We start from the raw sequence: 18824 nt of genomic DNA, 5'->3' as shown, positions 1-18824 counted from the left end.
GTAGGAGGCGTTAGTGGAAGCAATTGCGGGTACACAGGGTGTCAACGCATCAGCGCGTCGTACTGCGCGTTGCCACGCAAGATGCGCACCACCAGCTGCTGCGGTTTGCGCTGGAAATTGGCGCGCCAGCTGGCAAGGTCGGCAAACTCGCCCACGCTGCTGGCCACGATCACATCGCCGGTCACCAACCCATTGGCTGCGGCGCGACCACCACGTTTGACCTCGCTCACCATCACCCCGGTGATGCCGGACTGACGCAGCGATTCGGGCAGGTCTACGAAGGTGGCGCCGGTCAGACGTGGATCGAGCATGTCGCCGGTCACCGCGCGGTCCTGCTCTTTTAGCGTGGCCTTGAGCTTGAGCGGCTTGCCGTCGCGACGGATGTCCAAGGTCACCGCGCTGCCTACGGCTTGCAGGCCTTCATAGTTGTGCAGCGCCTCGGCACTGTCCACGCGCTGGTCGTTGGCCGCTACCACCACATCACCGGGTTGCACGCCTGCGGCGGCCGCTGCGGAACCTGGCAACACGCGCGTCACCAAGGCGCCGCGCAACGAATCCACGCCCAGCCCCTGCAGCATCTGTTGGGTAAGGTTCTGCGTTTCCAGGCCAAGCGTGCCGCGCACGACCACGCCCTTGGTCACCAGTTGCTCGACCACGTTGCGCGCCAGGTTGGACGGAATCGCCAGACCCAGGCCGATATTGCCGGCCATACTGCCCTGCGGATTGAAGCTAGCGGTGTTGATGCCCACCAGCTGGCCTTGCAGATTGACCAGCGCACCGCCCGAGTTGCCGGGGTTGATCGAGGCATCGGTCTGGATGAAGTTCTGATAGCCCAACCCACGAATGCCGCTGCGCCCCACCGCTGAAACGATGCCGGAGGTGACGGTCTGGGTGAAGCCGAACGGGTTGCCGATCGCCACCACAAAGTCGCCCACGCGCAGCGCGTTGCTGTCGGCCAGTTTAATGTCGGTGAGGTTGTCTGCCTTGATGCGGATCAAGGCGATATCGGTATCGGCGTCGGAGCCGATGAAGTCGGCCTTGACCGTGCGCCCGTCGCCGAGAGTCACCTGCACGTCGTCGGCATTTTCGATGACGTGGTGATTGGTCAGCACGTAGCCCTTTTGCGCATCGATGATCACGCCCGACCCCAGCGATTCGTTGATGCGGTCCTGTGGCACCTGCGGAAACAGCCGGCGCAGGATCGGGTCGTTGAAGAACGGGTTGCGCACGCGCACCACTTGTTTGGTGTTGACGCTCACCACTGCCGGCATCGCCTGCTGCAGCATCGGCGCCAGTGACGGCACCGGCTGGCCGGCGACTGCGGCCGGCAACGCGGCGGCAGTGGGCAGGGTAAAGGCGGCATTGCTCGGCGGCGTGGCTTCGGCGCGGTTGTCGAGCCAGGCGTTGATGCCGGTGGCGGCAAATCCGCCGAAGGCAGCGGCCAGCGAAAGAGTCAGCAGTGTGGGCAGCGGTCGCATGGAACGGATTCCGGGTTACGCGGTGGAAGAGGAATAGGGCGTCTGACTGCGTAAATCAAGCTGAACGAGAGTGCCTGCGTGCAATTTAACTGCCGGTGAAAGTACCGCGCATCCGTTGCCCCGATTGCGTTGACAGCCCGTCAGGCCCGGCGTAGCGTCCGCTTCATCCGATGCCTGTTCAGCATGTTGCGTGCGGTCGTGCATCGCCCGATTTCCCGCACTGATGCCCTTAAGGAGGGTCTATGAGCAACGGCAATGGTGTAACGGCAACCCTGTCCGACGCCGTCGATAGCGTAAAAAGCACCGCCACCGAGTTGACCGAGACCATCGCCAGCACCACCAGCGAGGCGGTCGCCAGCGTGCAGGAAGCTGCAGGCACGGCGGTGGAAGAGGTCAAGACGCGTGTGGTCAAAGCGCGCAAGGCGGTGGTCAAGGTCGAAAAGAATGTGGCCAAGAAAGCTGGCAAAGCGGCCACCGCAGTGAAGCGTAGCGTGGCCAAGACCAAGCGCTCGCTGGTAGCGACCAAGGACGCTGCCAAGGACAAGCTGGTCGCCACCAAAGACGCTGCCAAGCAGAAGCTGGTGTCGACCAAGGACGCTGCCAAGCAAAAGCTGACCTCGACCACCGATGCCGCCAAGCAGAAACTGAGCAGCACCAGTGCTGCGGCCAAGAAGAAGATCACCGACACCAAGGCCAACACCAAGCGCAAGCTCGAAACCGCCAAGGCCAATGCCAAGGCCGAAGCAGCTGCACTCAGCGCCAAGACCGCCGCCAAGAGCGCAGCACGCAAGACCGCTGTTGCAACGGTGAACGCTCGCTCGGCAGCGAAGAAGGCAGCGGCCAAGTCGGCGGCAGCGAAGAAGTCGGCTACCAAGACGCTGGCCAAGCCCGCGGCCAAGAAGGCGCCGGCCGCCAAGCAGACCGCAACCAAACAGGCCGCAGTGAAGAAAGCTCCGCTCAAGAAGGCCGTGACCAAAACCGCGTTGAAGAAGGCTGCCAAGGTCACCAAGACCCCGTCAACACGTGCGGTGGCAAAGACCACTGCTGCCCGCAAAGCAGTGGGAAAAAAGGCCGTAAAGCGCGTGACGCGCTAAGGTCCTTACGCTGAGGCGTAGGCTGCGTGCAGCGCATGCACCACGTGTACTGTTGAAAAGCCGGCGTTGTGCAACAGCGTCGGCTTTTTTGTGGCTGATTTTTTCGGCCTTCCTGTCGCAGTCTTATGCAATCGTTCGTCTGCACTCGTTCGTCGCGGCCTGCTCGGCCGTTTCGGCGGAGTTCTATGAGCTCTGTTTGAAAACCTCTCTCGTGCGTCGCTGCGTTACTCGTGCACAAGATGGAGCTTCTTCGATTCCCACGTCTAGCCGCCGCTCAGCGCTGAAGAATGGCGCGCAGCGCAGCGTCCAGCTGGGCGTACTGGAAGTGGAAGCCGGCATCGAGCGCACGCTGCGGCAGCACGCGCTGGCTGATCAGCAACAGGTCGGCCATCTCGCCGAAGCCCAGCCGTAGCAAGCCGCTCGGCAAGGCCAGCAGGACGGGGCGGTGCAGCATCTTGGCCAGCGTGCGCGCGAACTCCGCATTAGTCACCGGGTTGGGTGCCGTTGCGTTGTAGGCGCCGGGCTGGCCGTGCGGCAGTAGCCACAGCAAGAGCGCGACCATATCGGCACGGTGGATCCAACTCATCCAGTGCCGGCCATCGCCGAACGGCCCGCCGCCGCCGAAACGGAATGCCGGCAGCATGCGTGCCAGTGCGCCGCCATCGCGATCCAGCACGATACCGGTGCGCACCCAACTCACGCGCGGGCCGAGCGCGCTGATGGTGTTGGCTGCCGCTTCCCAGTCGCGGCACAACAATGCAGAAAAATCATCGCCGGCAGGGTCGGCTTCGGTCAGTGCGGTATCGCCGCGTTCGCCGTAATACCCCACGGCCGAGCCGGAGATCAGCACGGTCGGACGCTGCGCGGCCGGCTGCTGCGCGATCCAGTTCTGCAACTGATGGGTGATGCCCAGGCGCGATTCGCGGAAACGCTGCTTGCGGGCATCGGTCCAGCGGCCTGCGGCCAGCGGCTCGCCGGCCAGGTTGATGACGGCATCGGCCTGCACCCCGTCCAGCGTCTCCACTGCTGTGACGCCGGGCAGAGTGTGCCTGGCGCGTCGTACGTCGCGGGTCAGGACGCTGACCTGATGGCCTGCCTGCAGCAATGCCGGGCACAAGGCTTGTCCGATGAAGCCGGTGCCGCCGGTGATGAGCAGATGCATGGAGGGCTCCTGGGCCGAATCGATGCGGCACCATAGGCCAGGATCACGCCAAGCGAGGTGAAGCTGGCACGGGCATAGGCACGCGGCTGTGCGCTGGGCCGCCTTCTTGCGTGGCCGAAGTGCCTCACAGGCAGCAGCTTGTGCGGGCCGCTAAACACAAACGCGCCGGACTAGTCGGCGCGTTTGCAGGGAGCAGCGTGGTCAGCTGCTTACTTGGACGAAGACACCGCATGGGCGCGTTCGAAATGCGCCGAGACCACGCGGCGGGTCTCTTCCAGATGCTGCTTGACCGGTGCGCTTTCGGCGGCGGGCAGCAGTTCCGAATCGATAATCTTGATGGTGTCGCCATGGTCGATCACCATGTTGCGCATGAATGCGTTGCGGTATGCGTCCTTGCCGTCGGGCAAGGTCAGCGTCTTGGACAGCGCCTCCACTGCAGCCTTGCCCTTGGCGCGCATGGCTTCAGCACGCGGGCTGCCGGCTGCGCCAAGCGACTTGGTTTTTTCGAGGTTCGCTTCGTGGTCGTGCAGCATCTGCTGCGCGAAGTCGCCAGTGGCGCCCCCCAGATCCTGTTCGATGGCCTGCTTGGCGAGCGCAATCTCGTTTTCGTCGATGGCCGCCAGCACGCCCAGCACTGCGCCATCACCCTTGGCCAATTCGGTCGCCCCGCTGCCGCTGACAGGCGCAGCTGTCGGTTCGGGCGACACCGCTGGTGCGGTGCGCGACGCATCGCCGCCAGGGCGATCGCACGCGGTCAGGGAGAGCATGGCCAACAACGAAGCAGTGATGAGCGTGGATTTCATGGGGGTCCTGAAAAAGAATTGGCATCTGCCGAGTGTGTAATGCAAAGGAGCCGCGATGCGGCTCCGGAGATGCGTCGGTTAGGCCCACTGCGGCTGGGCAACGGGCGCCATACCCAATGGTCTGACAGGTACCTTGGGCGAGCGCACCGCATCCTGCGCACTGCGACAGGTGCGTGCCATACGTGCGGTGCGTTCGCGAATCAACGCGTGTTCGCTGGCCGGGGCGCTACCCAACAGACTGGCAACGTGGAAGCCAAGGATTTCCTCCGCGCGGTCGCCCTGGTCGCTGACGATGTGCGGAACCAACCGCTCCAGTCGTTCCAGCTCCTGCTGCACTTGATACGGGGTTTTCATGACAATCTCCAATGAAAAACAGGTACTGCTCGTACTGCTCGATACTGCGAACTCAACTATTGCGTGCACCCAAACGCTGCCAGCAATCGGTGGCCAACTGTTCGTAGTTGGACTGTGTGCTGGATGAAATGAAGTGGTGCTCCAAGCGGTCGCGGAACAGGCGCAGACGTTCCTGATCGCTCGAACGCGGTGCCTGCAAATAAATATCGCAGGCCATCTTCACCACCGGGGACAACTCGCTGAACTTGCCTGCGCCCAGGTTCCCCTGAGCATGCCGCGCCTGCCAATGCGCGATTTCGGCCTGTACATCGATGACGGATGGATCTCTGCTCATGACTTGACGTATTCCGGGGTAAACAAACTTGACCTGCAGAGTAACTGCGGGTATGTCAACGAATGATCATCGAACCCAACCATTGCAGCGTGGCAGTGCGACGCACGCTTAATTGGTCAGGCTACTTCGGCGTTTCTATACGCGATGCATGCAGATGCATGCATGTCGTCAACGCACACGACATGACGCGCCGGCAGCCACTTCGTCGAACGAAGACAGCGGGCTCGCCTCGCTCTGCTACCGAGCGCGGGCTACACCCGGCAGGCAGATGTGCACATTGCTATCGGATCAGGCAAATTCGCTCGTGCACTGCCGAATTTTACGGAAGATTCTGAACCGCTCCACACTTGTGTAACGTCTGATCGTTATGGTGGAGAACGACGTGATGGAGCGAGAGTACTTAGGATGCAGGACAGCGAGACCAGTGGCCGTAAGCCGCATCATGCCAGCGGCACAGCAGAAGCACGCGTGTGGTGGCATGCCCTATTGGAGCTGCGTGGTGGGCGTATCGCCGTCAGCTTGATCGTGGTGTTCTTGATCGTATTAGGCCTGTATCTGGCGCTGAAATAAGGCGCTAGCACCAACGCACATCAGACCCGTTCCTCAGCTGCGACCGAGGCCAGCAACGACGCGCGGTCATGCCGCAGGGGAGAGGTCATGGTACAGACGCACCATCGACAAGTGCTTGGGCACGCCACGCGCCGTGTGCCCGAGCATGGTCACGAGCGCGCCACACATGCGTGGGTGTGCAGTGAGATTGCGCGATTGCTGGGGGTGCGCGATGCCGGCGTCGCCGGTGATGGCGTCATCGATGCCGGCACCTTTCATGTGCCCGATGACACGCTGACCACGGCGCAAGCACGTGGATTCGGCATCCATGGCGCTGACGATTTGCTCGGAGGAATCGTGCCGCATGCGTTTCTGGCGACCAAGGTGATTGGTCACCCATTGATCAACGACAGTGCAGCACGTACCGAAGGCTGGAATCAGGCGCTGGCCGCATCACTGATTCCCGCCACGTTGCCGGGCTTCACTGTGTTTTCTCGTCAGGATGCGATACATGCATTCGAGGCGCTGTCTGGCGACGGAGGCGTGCGCTTGAAGCTGCCGACCGGCGTGGGTGGTAACGACCAGTGGCGCGTTGCTGACGTAATGCAGCTCACTCAGGTGCTGGACTGCCTGCCCGACACCTATCTAGCCACGCATGGCGCGGTGCTGGAGCGCAATATCCTGCAGCCCCTGACGCATAGCGTGGGCGAGCTGTGCGTCGCAGGCATCCAGGTCGCTTACTACGGCACGCAATGCAGCGTGCCCAACCTGGATGGCACCGATGTCTACGGTGGCTCGGCGCTGCGCGTGTTCCGCGGATCGCTGGAGGCGTTGATGGCCACCGCATTGCCGCCGCTTGAGCAGCGGGTGGTCGAACAGGCGTGCAGATACGATCGATTCATCACCGCTGCTTATCCTGAGCTGCAGATCTCACGCCGCAACTATGATGTGGTGAGCGGGGAAGATGCTGGCCACGTGCAGGTGTGCGGCGTGCTTGAACAATCGTGGCGGATTGGCGGCGCTACACCGGCCGAACTCGCTGCAGTCGCCGCATTTCAGCAAGACCCCGCATTGCAGTGGGTCACTGCGTCCACCCATGAAATCTATCAGGGCGAGCCGCCGGCCGATGCGCAGGTCTACTACCGCGCAACCCAATCCGGGCCGGGGCCGCGTTACAAATACAGGAGGGTCTCTGCGACGTAATGGAAGCCAAACTTTCCAGTATCGATATTCCTGTCGGCGAGGATGCACTCAGTGGCACCTTGCTGACACCCTCGGGCATGCCTGCGGTCCTGTTCGTGCACGGTTGGGGCGGCAGTCAACACCACAGTCTGGTGCGCGCGCGCGAGGCGGCTGGCCTAGGCTGCATCTGCATGACCTTCGATCTGCGCGGCCATGAAGGCTACGCATCGATGCGCCAGACTGTGACGCGCGCGCAGAACCTGGACGACATCAAGGCCGCTTATGATCAGTTGGCAAGTCTGTCGTATGTGGATGCGCAGTCCATCGCAGTGGTCGGGCTGAGCTACGGCGGTTATCTGTCGGCGTTGCTCACGCGCGAGCGCCCGGTGGAATGGCTGGCGTTGCGTTCGCCTGCACTCTACAAGGATGCGTATTGGGACCAGCCCAAGGTCAGCCTCAATGCCGACCCCGATCTGATGGCCTATCGCCAGCAGCGCCTGCGTCCGGAAGACAATATCGCCTTGGCCGCGTGTGCCAACTACAAGGGGGATGTGTTGTTGGTGGAAGCCGAGCACGATGTGATCGTGCCACAGCCTGTGTTGCAGAATTACGCAGCGGCCTTCGTGCAGGCGCGTTCGCTCACGACGCGCTTGATTGCCGGCGCCGACCATGCGCTGAGCATCAAGGAACATCAGCAGCAGTACACGCGTGCACTGATCGACTGGCTGACCGAAATGGTCGTCGGCCGTCGCATCGCATTGGCCAAGGAAGTGGTGGCCACACGCAAGCAACTGCTCAAGGATCAGCAGGGTGCTGCTGCGGCCCAACTGGAACAGGCTGCGCCTGTATTTCGTGGCGATATCCGTGCGGTGGAGAAGACCTCAGGGTAGTTACCCGGAATGAGGCGCATGAAGAGGGACGGTGGCGCGCATGCGGCGCCTTTTCGGCGTGATGGATGCGCAGTGCGCGCATCGAAGGCCTTGTGGAGTTGATTGCCGAAATGCGTGCCGGCACAGATGCGCTCTGGATGCTGGCGAATAAACTGTTCGACGTGCCTCCACAACGCAGAACGGGCCCAAGCGGGCCCGTTCTGATTCACCGTATTACGTTTACAACGGCACTTTCTGCCATGCGGCGACGAGCCCTTAAACGCGCGGGTCGGTCGGGTTGCGACGTGCCGCTGCATCATGATTCTCAGAATCGAACGCTTCACGCACTGCGTGTTTGGCTTTTTCCCAGCTCAGGCGCGAATTGGCCTTGAAGCGGTCCCAGCCATCGCCCAGATCGCGCTCCAGATGGTCGTCCCACTGGCGGCCGGCGTGCTGCTGGCGCGCCTGCATGCCGTAGCGATAGGCCGGGCGATAGTCGTCATAGGAATATTCGGCATCGCGGTAGCTGGCGCTGTCGAAGCGGCCTTCGTAATGTGTGTCGTTGTCGCGGTAGACAGTGTGGGTGCGATCTGCACGGTCCCACGCGTCGCGTGCAGCAAGACAGGCCTCTTCCCATTCCAGGCGCGATTCGCCGCGGTTACGCGGCCATTCGCCAGCCAGTGTGGCTTCGGTTTCTTCCCAGGTGCTGGTGGGGCGGGTTTCGCGTGCCTGCAAACCGAATCCATAGACGGTGGCATAGTCGCGGTCGTAGTCGGTGCCTTCCTTGTAGTAAGGACGGTTGCGATGCTCCTGGCGCCAGTATTCGGTTTCTACGGTCGGGTCGAGACGCTCGGCCACGCCCTTGCCTGCTGCTGCGCCAGCGACCACACCGGCTGCCGCACCGATCAAGGTACCGAGCGGGCCGAAGACCGTGCCTGCGAGCGCGCCTGCTGCTGCACCACCGGCGATGCCACCAACACCCACGCCAACCGGATGCGCACCGGGTGCACCGGAGATCGGGTCGCGGTTCAAATCCTTTGCTTCTTCTTTGCGTTCCTGGTTGCCGAGATTGCTCATATCGCCTCCGGATGATCTGATGGATGCGCCCTGTAGATCGGGTCGCGAACGAGGCGCAACGATGGCGTCGAAAGAGTGAAACGTGCGTGCTTTGATGTGAGTGCCATCGCGACATGACTGAATTGTGCATCGCGCTGCGGATCAGGTTGCTGGCTCGCGCGCGCAAGGTGCCTGCAACCAAAAAAAGTTGCTCGTGCGGGCCCTTTTCTACCCCTTGATACACACCACCTGGCGCAAGGTGTGCAGCACTTCGACCAGATCCTGCTGCGCGGCCATTACCGCATCGATCGACTTGTACGCCGAAGGCGACTCGTCGATCACTGCTGCATCCTTACGGCATTCCACATGTGCGGTGGCTTCGCGGTGCTGCGCCAGCGTGATCTGCGCACGTGCAGCTGTTCTGCTCATCACCCGCCCTGCGCCGTGGCTACAGCTATGGAAACTGTCGGCGTTGCCCAGCCCGCGCACGATGTAGCTGCGTGTGCCCATGCTGCCGGGAATGATACCCAGCTCATCGGCCCGTGCGCTCACCGCGCCCTTACGCGTGATCAACAATTCCTCGCCAGCGTGCGTCTCCTTCTGCACATAGTTGTGGTGGCAATTGACTGTCAACTTTTCTAGCTGGAACTTCGGCAACCGATGACGCATCTCAGCCAGCACACGCGCCATCATCGCCTCGCGATTTTCGCGGGCGTAATCCTGCGCCCACGACACCGCTTCGACGTACTCGTCGAACAAGCGCTCACCCTGCATGAAAAAGGCCAGGTCCTTGTCGGGCAGATGAAAGCCCAACACACGATGCGCCAGTTGCTCACGCGCACGCTCGATGAAGTAGGTGCCGATCAGGTTGCCGGTGCCACGCGAACCGCTGTGCAGCATCACCCACACTGCATCGGTTTCGTCCAGACAGATCTCGATGAAGTGATTGCCGCCGCCCAGCGTGCCGATCTGGCAGTCCAGCTTGTCGGTGCGGATGCGCTTGTGCTGCTGCTTGATCGCGTCCAGACGTTGCATCAACCCCGACTGCGCAATGCGGGTTTCGATGCTGTCCGGCAGTTTGCGATGCTCGCCGCCACGACCGTTGCCCACCGGCACGCTACGCTCGATGCTGGAGCGCAACTGCGCCAGGTTGTCGGGCAGGTCGTTGGCACGCAGCGTGGTACGTACCGCGGCCATGCCGCAGCCGATGTCCACGCCCACCGCCGCCGGGATGATGGCGCCACGGGTCGGAATCACCGAGCCCACGGTTGCACCCTTACCCAGATGCACATCGGGCATCACTGCGACCCACGGACCGACAAACGGCACTGCTGCAATATTGCGCAGCTGCGCATGCGCCTGCTCTTCCAGTGGCACGCCGCGCACCCAGCCCTTGATCGGGGTGCTGCCTTCGGCATGCAGAAATTCAAAGTGTTGTGAAGTACTCATTGTTGTCATTCCTTTGCGGCAGTGCGTGGCAGATCCTTCTGCCACGCGCAGCCTTTATTGCCTGATCGTCACCCATTGCTTCAGCACGCCATCCAGGCCGCCGAACACGGTGAGCTTGTCGATCTTTTCGGTGACCTTTTCCAGCACCTCCAACTCCTTCAAACGCATCAGCACCGGGCTGTCTTCGATCAGCTTGGCGGTGTTGAGCAACGAATGTGCGGCGTTGGCCGCTTCGCCCCGGCGGATGACGTTGGCTTGCGCCTGCTTCTCCGCCTGTACCACCGCGTTGAGGATCTCGCGCATCTCGCCCGACAGGATCACGTCCTTGACGCCGGCGACCAGCACTTCGATGCCGAAGCCGCTTACGCTGCCACGCACATACCCGAAGATATCCGCATCCAGCGAGGCTTTGTCGCCAAGCAACTCGTCCAGCGTCTTGGACGCGACCGCGCGCCGCAGGCCGTACTGCAACGCGCGGTACAGATAATCGCCGGCCTTGTCCACGCGTGCGCGCATCGCCACGGCATCGGTGACGCGCATGCTGGCGGCCAGGTTGACCCGCAACGACACCTTGTCGCGCGTCAACAGTTCCTGCCCGGACACTTCGACCGACTGCACACGCAGATCGATCACCTCGGTGGCGATGTTCTTCTGGAAATTCCAGAACGCACACGCCCCCGGTCCGAACGGCGCAACCAGCTTCCCTTCGACGAACACCGTCCTTGCGACTCGGCGGGCACGTCCATACACACCGCCAGCCGCGACAGCGTGCCGAGCTGATGCAGCCTGCGCTGCACATCGGTGGGCACCTGCAGCCCATCGCCTAATGGCAGGCTTTGCACCTCGATCGGCGCCGGGCCACGCCAGTACAGCGTGCGCGCGCCCGGTGGCAGCACGTCGTCGAGCTTGCCGTTGCGAATCAACAAGCCGACCTGCGCGGTGCCGATATCGGCCAGCACGAAGTGCTGCGGCAGAGTGCTGCCGAGCGTGTGGATCAGCATCTCCGCGCCGCGGCCGACACAGGCGCCTTGGGTGATGGCGTGGACAATCATTTCAGTGCGACCCAATGGATCGAACAGGCGATTCACACCGGGGACGAGCACGCGCTCGAATCGACGGTTGCGATACACCAGGCCGCGCTCGCCTTCACCGATCACGACCCTATTGGTCCAGAACATGGCACTCCTCCTTAAAGCAGCTGACAAAACTACTGCGCAGCCGCCCGGCGGGCGTGGCCGGTGCTCGGAATCGGCATATGTCACTCGTACACTCCGCTTCTGAGCGCGCCGTCCGCGCCCACCTGACGGCTGCTCGCTACGTTTTGTCAGCCGCTTTTAGTTTGGCTGTGGTGGTCCGATCCGGGAATGCAGCCGTCCCGCCGCCCGGATCGGACTGCTGGCGAAACGCGTGCCGATGCAACGCGGCGTTAAAAGGTGGAAACGCCGGTGACGGCGGCCGTGCGGGGCGCAAGGCGCTGTTGGCGCCTGCATGTGCGTGACTGCTGCGGTGCGATGTCTTGCGTAGCGGCAGCGAACCGCGCAGCACGCGCGTCCAGGGCAAGGGTCCGGCAGGGGCGCCGCTGCTGCAGTCAGGCGACGGCTCGCCTGTTGACCTGCGGCATGGGCGTTTCCGTAAAGGGACTTGCGTCCCGAGGAATGACCGAGAAGGTCATGCATGGAGCGGGATTCGAACGCGCGACAGACAGATTAAAAAACCTGTTGCTCTACCCAACTGAGCTATCCGGTGTTGAGTATTCCGGAATCGAACCAGGCCTATGGCCTTCGCCGCCGCTCCACCAGGAGCCGATAACCGTAACGAGAAACATGAGAAAGAGTTCGGTATACGCCACAGCACAGCCGCGCGCACCAGCTGGGATAAACTCCAGGCCGCTGAATATCTTCCATAATGTTTCTAATTGCAGCCTTATTAGAGCGGCAATCTTTTTATGTGCATGACGCGCAACCCGTGCACTGCACCTGGGTACAGCGCTTTCGCGCCTCGTCGCGTGCAACGTCCATATTGTCGGGCGCTCCATGCCCGGGTGCCTGGAAGGTCATCCACCAGAGTCGATGCCAACGCATAACGAAAACGCCCCCGGCTGCAGCATCCGAGGGCGTTCGCTTGCCTCGGAGATCGGGTGACCGATCTCCTTGTCAGGACATCAGTCGAAGAGGGTGATGCGCACGGCTGCTTTCTTCGTGCGCACAAACGATGCCGCGCGGTGTGCGCCGGGCAGTCGATTGAATGTGGCGGAAGTGAGCAGGGGCATGAATGTGATTCGGTGAAAGTGCAGGCCTGCCTGCTGAGGGCGCGAACATTACCCGCGTCTTTTTCATTGCGCAAGCACTTTATGCAATTATTTTTCGGATTATCTTTCGGGCAGTCGAAAGAGAATGCAGTTTATGCAGCGGCTGCGATGCGCTGCGGCGAATGAATAGAAGCATCGTCGCCCGGCGATGCGCTGGTTTCAGGCCATGCAGTAACCCATGTCAGTGACCTGCAGCGCGTCGCTGTCTGGCAATGCCTTGTTTGCTAAGCCAACTCCGCCAATGCGCACACGCGCCCGACAACTCGCTCGCGCACCACTATCGAAGCGAGCAATCAGCCGCCGTGCGTGCCCAAGGTGCGCGCGCCGGTCAGGATCATGCGCAGCATCTGTGAGATCTGCTCGATCAGCTCGGGATCTTTCTCCGGCGGAGAATCCATCGCCACCGCGCCCATCGCAAACACCAGCCGGGTGATCGCCTTGGACACCAGGGCGGGTGCGTGCAGCTTGGCGTTGTCGGCGGCTGCCAGGCGGATCAGGTCCACGCGCAGCTCGTCTTCGAAATAGCTGAGCTCGCGCTCTACAGCCTGCTTGAAGGCGTCCGAGCCCACCGCGCCTTCGCGCAGCAGCACGTGCAGTAGCTTGTCGTCGGCACGCAGCTGTTCCATGAAGGCTTCGACCGAGACGCGGATGACGCTGCGATCGGTGGAGGTCGCGCGCTGGCGCGCCTGGCCGATGATGGTGCGCAGCGAACGCCCGGCCAGGTCGATCAAGGCCACGGCGAGCTCGTCCATATCGCGGAACTGGCGGTAGAAGCTGTTCGGCGCGATGCCCGCCTCGCGTGCCACTTCGCGCAGGCTCAGCGTAGACAGGCTGCGGTGCGGGCCGATCAACGACAGCGCGGCAGCAATGAGATCCTCCCGTGAAATCGCTGGCTTGCGGGACGGCGGCGCGTCGTGGGAAGGCAGGGCAATGGAGGTCATGAGGCTGCAGCCGGGCGTGGGCCTGAATCATAGCCCTTCTGGCAATATACAAGTGTATACACGGCTGTGCATGCATGCGTATAGTGCAACCCATGAACCTGGCATCTTCTCCCAAGCCCAAGTCCCCGCTGCCGGCACGTCTGGCGCGCCGGCTGGTGTCACCGCAGCTGTTCGATTTCTGGGCAACCCGGATCAACCCGTTGTGGACGCTGGAACAGCCAATGGCGCGCCTGGTCGAGCGCAGCCCGGCCAGCCGCGATGCGGTGATCTTGGTCTTGCAGCCCAACGGCCATTGGCGTGGCCTGCAGGCCGGCCAGCATGTGAGCCTGGGCGTGGAGATCGAGGGCCGCCGTCTGCTGCGCAGCTACAGCCCCACCGTGCTGGCCGACGGCCGCCTGGCGATTGCCGTCAAGGCGATCGAGGGCGGTCTGGTGAGCCGCTTCCTGGCGCACGATGCGGCGCTGGGCACGGTGGTGTCGCTGGAGCCGGCGTTCGGCGACATGCTGTTGCCGACCACCCCGACGCCGTTGCTGTTGCTGGCCGCCGGTTCGGGCATCACGCCGATGCGCGCGTTGCTGCAGGCCGCTGCGCAAGCCGGCATGCCGATGGACGTAGACCTACTGTACTGGGTGCGCCAGCGCGACGAAGCCTGTTTTGTGGACGAATTCGCTGCGCTGGCCGCGGCGCATCCGCGCCTGCGCGTGCAGTTGCTGACCACCCGCGAAGGTGAGACACCGGCCGCCCGCATCGACACCTATCCGCTGGATCAGATTGCCGCGCTGGACCAGCGCCATGTGATGGTCTGCGGCCCGGGCGGTTTTGTGCAGGCCGCGCGCGAACGCCTGCAAGGACGCGTGGCTGCATTTCAGGCCGAAGCCTTTAGTGTGCCGCCACTGGACGAAAGCGAAGCGGGGCAGGTGCAGGTCCAGCTGTCACGCAGCGGCCGTACGCTCACCCTGCCGCGCGGCCAGTCGCTGCTGGAAGGGCTGGAAGCGCAAGGCCTGCGGCCCAAACACGGCTGCCGCATGGGCATTTGCAACACCTGCGCCTGCGCGCGCCAGTCCGGTACCACGCGCCACCTGCTCACCGGTGAGCGCAGCAACGAACCCACCGCACAGGTCCGGCTGTGCATCAGTGCCCCGAGCACTGACCTGATCCTGGATCTGTAAGGAATCTTCATGAGCCGAGTCCATAACCGTGCTTTGTCCGCTGGCGAGCTGCAGTCTTTCGGCGACGAACTCGATGCCATCCGCGCCCGCGTGCAGCGCCAGGTGGGCGCCGACGATGCGCGTTACATCCGCCGCATCGTGGCTGCCGTGCGCTGGACCGGCGTTGCTGGTCGTGCGCTGCTGTTAGTGGGCGCATTCGTCCACAGCGTGCTGATTCCGGCATGGATCGCCGGTGTGGTGCTGCTGACGTTGTCCAAGATCCTGGAGAACATGGAGCTGGGCCACAACGTCATGCACGGCCAGTACGATTGGATGGGCGACCCGCAGCTCAACGGCAACACCTACGAGTGGGACATCGTTGCCACCGGCGACAACTGGCGCAAGACGCACAACTTCAAGCACCACACCTACACCAATGTGCGTGGGATGGACGATGACATCGGCTACGGCCTGCTGCGCATCTTCCCGGAACAGCGCTGGCGCCCGTTCTACCTGCTGCAGCCCTTTATTGCAGTGGTGTTCGCGCTGCTGTTCGAATGGGGTGTAGCGATCCAGGACTTGCGTCTGGGCCGTTGGTTCGCGGGCAAGATGAAGACAGCCGAATTGCGCGCTTTGTTCCTGCCGGTCGGCCGCAAGATGGGCCGCCAGATGCTCAAGGACTACGTCGTGTTTCCGCTGCTGGCCGGCCCGTTTTTCCTGACCGTGCTGCTGGGCAATCTGGCCGCCAACGTGCTGCGCAGCATCTGGACGTTCGTGATCATCTTTTGCGGCCACTTCACTGCCGATGCGGAAGTGTTTCCAAAGGAATCCATCCGCAACGAGTCGCGTGGTCATTGGTATCTGCGTCAGTTGCGCGGTTCGTCGAACCTCACCGGTGGCAAGCTGATGAATGTGCTGTCGGGCAATCTGAGCCACCAGATCGAGCATCACTTTTACCCGGACCTGCCTGCCAATCGTTATGCGCAGATCGCAGTTGAAGTGAAGCAGGTCTGTGCGCGCTACGGTCAGCACTACAACACCGGCTCGCTGCCGCGGCAGTTCGGCCAGGTGATGTGGCGGATCGTGCGTCATGCCTTCCCGAGCCGGCCCAAGCCGGCGCGCCAGAGCAGCGGTGCATTGCAGAGCGCGTAATCGGATTGCGCAACGCGTGATCGACATCAAAAGGCCGCCACTGGCGGCCTTTTTTGTTGCTGCGGTCAATGCGCCGTGCTGCGTGCCTGTGCGTGATAGGCGATAAAACCGGTGGCAGGCAATGCATGCGAGAATAACCAGCCCTGCGCCAGGTCCACGCCATGAGCGCGCAGATAATCGAGCTGTTCTTGCCGCTCGACGCCTTCGGCGATGGTGCGCAGCCGCAGCGTCTTGGCCATTTCGATGATATGCGCGGTCACTGCGCTGGTGGCCGAATGGGTGCCGATGGTATCCACGAACGACTTATCGATCTTCAACGCATCCAGCGGCAGACCTTGCAGATACTGCAGGCTCGAGTAGCCGGTGCCGAAGTCGTCGATCGACACCGTGTGGCCAGCGCCACGCAGATGGGTAATGGTGGTGCGTGCCGCGTCGATGTCCATCAGGCTGCGTTCGGTCGCCTCCACCCACAGCTGGCCGCTGTTAACGCCGGTGCCACGCAACGCTTGCGCCAGCACGCTCTGCACGCGGCCGCTTTTGATGTCTTGGGCGCAGACATTGATGGCCACGTGCAGCGCCGGATCGGCAGCCAGGGTGGTGCCGAGTTCGCGGATGACTTCGGCCACCACCAGGTCGGTGATCGGCAGGATCAGGCCGCTTTCTTCGGCCAGTGGAATGAAGGCATCCGGCGGCACCAGCACGCCGTCGGGTTGCTGCCAGCGCACCAAGGCTTCGGCGCCGACGCAGGCGCCACTGTCGAGCCCGATGATCGGCTGGTAGTGAACGATGAATTCGCGACGCTGCACTGCGATTTCCAGCCGCGCCAGCGGCGACAGCCGCCGCCGCGAGACCAAAAGCACGGCACCGACCAGCAGCAGCGCCACCGCGATGCCCACGGGCACTAGCTGCAACCGTGCCGCCGCCAGCGGTCCGCGCAGATAGGGCACCGGTTCTGTGACCACCGCCGTCCAGTCGCCACGGCGGTCGCGTCCGAACAGCACCTGCGACAGCGCGCGGTCGTCCGGCGCGCGTTCCGCGGTTGCCCCGATCAGCAGTTGTTCGGCGGCGGTTCCGGTGCTGCTGAGAAGCTGCCCCTCCGGGGTGCCGATCGCCAGCTGCAGACCAGGCGGAATATTGATGTCGGCCAGCGTGTCTGGGTTGATCAGGACGTTGTAGTCGCCCAGTTGCAGGGCCATCAGCGGACGTTGCGGATTGGCTAACGGCAGCAGCCGCGTGGTCACCGCGATGCCGCGCTTGACCACGAAGTCGGCCTTGGTCTGCGGAATGCTGTTGCGCAGTTGGCCCCATGAGGTACAGCTAAGACGACCCTGTTGAAAACGCCCCAGCTCAACGATGTAGCGGCTGGTCAGCACCAGTGCGCGCATCTGCGCCAGATGCGCGGGCGAGCACGACGGCAGCCGCGAGCCGGCCATGCTCAGCAACGCACCATGTGCCTCGTCGAAGGCGGTTTCGGTGCGCCGGATCGACAGCGCAGCCAGCTGGCTCAGCCTGCCCTCTTCGCGCGCCAACGCCAGCCGCCAGGCTAGGTAGTAGGACAGCCCGACCGGAAGTGTTGCGCAGAGCAACACCAGCAGCACGGTCACATTGATGATGCGTTGGCGTTTCACCTCACCACCCGCATCGACGGTGCGGCCGGTTCACGCACGGCCTCTGAGGCGATGCGCGCAATGCGCGCGGTAGCGACTGGCCGACACAGGCTCGCCGGAGTGCAGGCGAACGCGTCGCGCGCAGCGATTGGTGACACACGGCATGGACTGATGAGGCTGCACGTCGCGAATGTACGACACACGCGTGGATTGCGCGCGTTTGTGGAGCGAAGCCGCCGTGATTTTTGTCGATCGTCCTGCGCCGCATCATGGCAGTCGGGGTCGCTTGCGGATTCACGTGCCTCCACACGATGCCGCGTTAGGGTCGGGTGGTCTGCGCTCCCGGAGGGGAGCAGCGGGACAATCCGGTCCCATGCAAGGCGCTTTCACTGGAGGAATCACCCATGACAACGCAGAAAGAACGCGTCGGCGGCACTGACGCAGTGCCGATTTTCAAGATGCAGGAAACCACACGCGATGGCGAACTGACCAAGTACGTGGTCGGTGACACCGGCGTGGCCTTCGACAGCCTGGAAGGTGCCCAGGCGGCTGCCAAGGATCTGGGCACGCTCAACGGCTGACCGCGGAGGCCATGTGCCGGCGGCATGCTGGTCGACCCACTGTGTTCGTGCGCTTGATCGCTTGTCTTGTGCATGGCGATCAAGCCAGTGGGCGGGGTCATACGGGATGTGTCGGTTGAGACGCTCAAGGCCGCGTCCCGCGCCCCGAGGACGGCTCCCTGACTACGGAAGCGGTTGCTCGGTCAGTCGCCCGGTGTGCGGAGTGTGGATCAGCGGTGCCAGGTCGAAGCCTTGTTCGCGTGCGTGCGCCAGATAGGCCTGCGCAATGTTTTCGTCCAGCTGCGGCAACCGTGCCAGCAGCCACAGGTACTTGCGATCAGGGCTGCCGACCAGTGCGGCGGTATAGTCGGGGTCGATGCGCATCACCCAGTAATCGCCCTTGGTGAAAGGGATCCAGCGCAGGGCCTCGGGCAAGAAGGTCACCTCTAGCCGGCTGTGTGTGTCGTCGATGGTGCGCGCCTGGCCGATCGCTTCTTCCAGCTCGCCTTCCGCGGTGAGGCAACGGTTCTGCACGCGCACACTGCCGTCGTCTTCCAGGGTGTAATGCGCCGACACATCGGTGCAATCCTCATCCTCGAAGCGGATCGGCAGGCGAGCGATTTCGTACCACGTGCCCAGATAGCGATTCAGATCCAGCGCCGGGACAGTGGTGAGTTCGGGATGGTGGCTCATGCGGGCCTCTGCATAATGGAATGGCGCCTGTTGTACGTGCACCGCCATGAAATACATGTTGGTATACGGGCGAGCGGGTGCGGCC

The 18824-nt window shown here is 63.0% G+C and carries 18 protein-coding genes, 1 other RNA gene and 1 pseudogene; 9 read left to right on the top strand and 11 right to left on the bottom strand.

Annotated elements, in window-relative coordinates; genetic code table 11:
* Positions 1 to 41 precede the first annotated feature (41 nt).
* Positions 42 to 1478, bottom strand: coding sequence for a Do family serine endopeptidase (locus KWO_RS17365; protein ID WP_010379283.1), 1437 nt, complete (start codon positions 1476 to 1478; stop codon positions 42 to 44).
* A gap of 242 nt (positions 1479 to 1720) precedes the next feature.
* On the opposite strand from KWO_RS17365, the gene KWO_RS17360 reads away from it, so the two are divergent.
* The gene (locus KWO_RS17360; protein ID WP_010379286.1) at positions 1721 to 2572 is read left to right on the top strand and encodes a hypothetical protein; all 852 of its coding nucleotides are present in this window, start codon (positions 1721 to 1723) and stop codon (positions 2570 to 2572) included.
* A 274-nt stretch (positions 2573 to 2846) separates the two neighbouring features.
* Here the strand turns inward: KWO_RS17360 and KWO_RS17355 are convergent, their stop codons facing one another.
* The 4 genes from KWO_RS17355 to KWO_RS17340 all read right to left on the bottom strand — a co-directional run bounded on the left by KWO_RS17355 (position 2847) and on the right by KWO_RS17340 (position 5225).
* Positions 2847 to 3734: a TIGR01777 family oxidoreductase gene (locus KWO_RS17355; RefSeq protein WP_017112300.1), complete on the bottom strand. Its 888-nt coding sequence runs from the start codon at positions 3732 to 3734 to the stop codon at positions 2847 to 2849.
* A 209-nt stretch (positions 3735 to 3943) separates the two neighbouring features.
* Positions 3944 to 4537, bottom strand: a complete 594-nt coding sequence (locus tag KWO_RS17350; protein WP_010374814.1) for a DUF4142 domain-containing protein — start codon at positions 4535 to 4537, stop codon at positions 3944 to 3946.
* A 78-nt stretch (positions 4538 to 4615) separates the two neighbouring features.
* Positions 4616 to 4891: a hypothetical protein gene (locus tag KWO_RS17345; RefSeq protein WP_010379292.1), complete on the bottom strand. Its 276-nt coding sequence runs from the start codon at positions 4889 to 4891 to the stop codon at positions 4616 to 4618.
* Positions 4892 to 4943: 52 nt separating this feature from the next.
* On the bottom strand, positions 4944 to 5225 hold the full coding sequence (locus KWO_RS17340; protein ID WP_003486531.1) for a hypothetical protein: 282 nt from the start codon (positions 5223 to 5225) through the stop codon (positions 4944 to 4946).
* A gap of 405 nt (positions 5226 to 5630) precedes the next feature.
* Between KWO_RS17340 and KWO_RS22645 the strand changes: the two genes are divergently transcribed.
* The 3 genes from KWO_RS22645 to KWO_RS17330 all read left to right on the top strand — a co-directional run bounded on the left by KWO_RS22645 (position 5631) and on the right by KWO_RS17330 (position 7846).
* Complete coding sequence (locus KWO_RS22645; protein WP_010374806.1) at positions 5631 to 5795, top strand: hypothetical protein; 165 nt, start codon at positions 5631 to 5633, stop codon at positions 5793 to 5795.
* 87 nt (positions 5796 to 5882) lie between these two features.
* Positions 5883 to 6977 carry a DUF3182 family protein gene (locus tag KWO_RS17335; RefSeq protein ID WP_010374805.1) on the top strand — a complete coding sequence of 365 codons (1095 nt, stop codon included), beginning with the start codon at positions 5883 to 5885 and terminating at the stop codon, positions 6975 to 6977.
* Positions 6977 to 7846 (top strand): alpha/beta hydrolase family protein, encoded by an 870-nt coding sequence (locus KWO_RS17330; RefSeq protein WP_010374804.1) that lies wholly within the window; start codon positions 6977 to 6979, stop codon positions 7844 to 7846. The genes KWO_RS17335 and KWO_RS17330 overlap by 1 nt, the downstream gene beginning before the upstream one ends.
* 255 nt (positions 7847 to 8101) lie before the next feature.
* On the opposite strand, the gene KWO_RS17325 is transcribed toward KWO_RS17330, so the two are convergent.
* The 3 genes and pseudogenes from KWO_RS17325 to KWO_RS17315 all read right to left on the bottom strand — a co-directional run bounded on the left by KWO_RS17325 (position 8102) and on the right by KWO_RS17315 (position 11508).
* Entirely contained in the window at positions 8102 to 8902 is an 801-nt protein-coding gene (locus KWO_RS17325) for a hypothetical protein (protein WP_010379296.1), read from the bottom strand.
* Between the two features lie 207 nt (positions 8903 to 9109).
* A complete protein-coding gene (locus KWO_RS17320; RefSeq protein ID WP_010379298.1) occupies positions 9110 to 10330 on the bottom strand; it encodes an RtcB family protein in 1221 nt (406 codons plus the stop codon).
* A 54-nt stretch (positions 10331 to 10384) separates the two neighbouring features.
* Positions 10385 to 11508, bottom strand: a pseudogene (locus KWO_RS17315) (slipin family protein).
* A 75-nt stretch (positions 11509 to 11583) separates the two neighbouring features.
* On the opposite strand from KWO_RS17315, the gene KWO_RS17310 reads away from it, so the two are divergent.
* Both KWO_RS17310 and KWO_RS22640 read left to right on the top strand, forming a co-directional pair.
* A non-coding RNA gene (locus KWO_RS17310) (sX9 sRNA) lies at positions 11584 to 11660 on the top strand.
* 807 nt (positions 11661 to 12467) lie between these two features.
* Complete coding sequence (locus KWO_RS22640; protein ID WP_162471419.1) at positions 12468 to 12764, top strand: hypothetical protein; 297 nt, start codon at positions 12468 to 12470, stop codon at positions 12762 to 12764.
* Between the two features lie 167 nt (positions 12765 to 12931).
* Here KWO_RS22640 and fabR read toward each other — a convergent pair whose 3' ends face one another.
* Positions 12932 to 13579 (bottom strand): HTH-type transcriptional repressor FabR, encoded by a 648-nt coding sequence (gene fabR, locus KWO_RS17300; protein WP_010374793.1) that lies wholly within the window; start codon positions 13577 to 13579, stop codon positions 12932 to 12934.
* Positions 13580 to 13671: 92 nt separating this feature from the next.
* Between fabR and KWO_RS17295 the strand changes: the two genes are divergently transcribed.
* On the top strand, positions 13672 to 14748 hold the full coding sequence (locus KWO_RS17295; protein WP_010374790.1) for a ferredoxin reductase: 1077 nt from the start codon (positions 13672 to 13674) through the stop codon (positions 14746 to 14748).
* 9 nt (positions 14749 to 14757) lie between these two features.
* Positions 14758 to 15879 carry a fatty acid desaturase family protein gene (locus KWO_RS17290; RefSeq protein WP_010374787.1) on the top strand — a complete coding sequence of 374 codons (1122 nt, stop codon included), beginning with the start codon at positions 14758 to 14760 and terminating at the stop codon, positions 15877 to 15879.
* A gap of 65 nt (positions 15880 to 15944) precedes the next feature.
* Here the strand turns inward: KWO_RS17290 and KWO_RS17285 are convergent, their stop codons facing one another.
* Positions 15945 to 17507: an EAL domain-containing protein gene (locus tag KWO_RS17285; protein WP_010374785.1), complete on the bottom strand. Its 1563-nt coding sequence runs from the start codon at positions 17505 to 17507 to the stop codon at positions 15945 to 15947.
* 383 nt (positions 17508 to 17890) lie between these two features.
* On the opposite strand from KWO_RS17285, the gene KWO_RS17280 reads away from it, so the two are divergent.
* On the top strand, positions 17891 to 18067 hold the full coding sequence (locus KWO_RS17280; RefSeq protein WP_010374782.1) for a hypothetical protein: 177 nt from the start codon (positions 17891 to 17893) through the stop codon (positions 18065 to 18067).
* A gap of 162 nt (positions 18068 to 18229) precedes the next feature.
* Here the strand turns inward: KWO_RS17280 and KWO_RS17275 are convergent, their stop codons facing one another.
* On the bottom strand, positions 18230 to 18739 hold the full coding sequence (locus tag KWO_RS17275; RefSeq protein WP_026113205.1) for a lipocalin family protein: 510 nt from the start codon (positions 18737 to 18739) through the stop codon (positions 18230 to 18232).
* Positions 18740 to 18824 lie beyond the last annotated feature (85 nt).

It is taken from the genome of Xanthomonas vasicola pv. musacearum NCPPB 4379 (genome assembly GCF_000277895.2).
Classification (GTDB): domain Bacteria; phylum Pseudomonadota; class Gammaproteobacteria; order Xanthomonadales; family Xanthomonadaceae; genus Xanthomonas; species Xanthomonas vasicola.
This window is presented reverse-complemented; position numbering and strand designations above follow the sequence as displayed.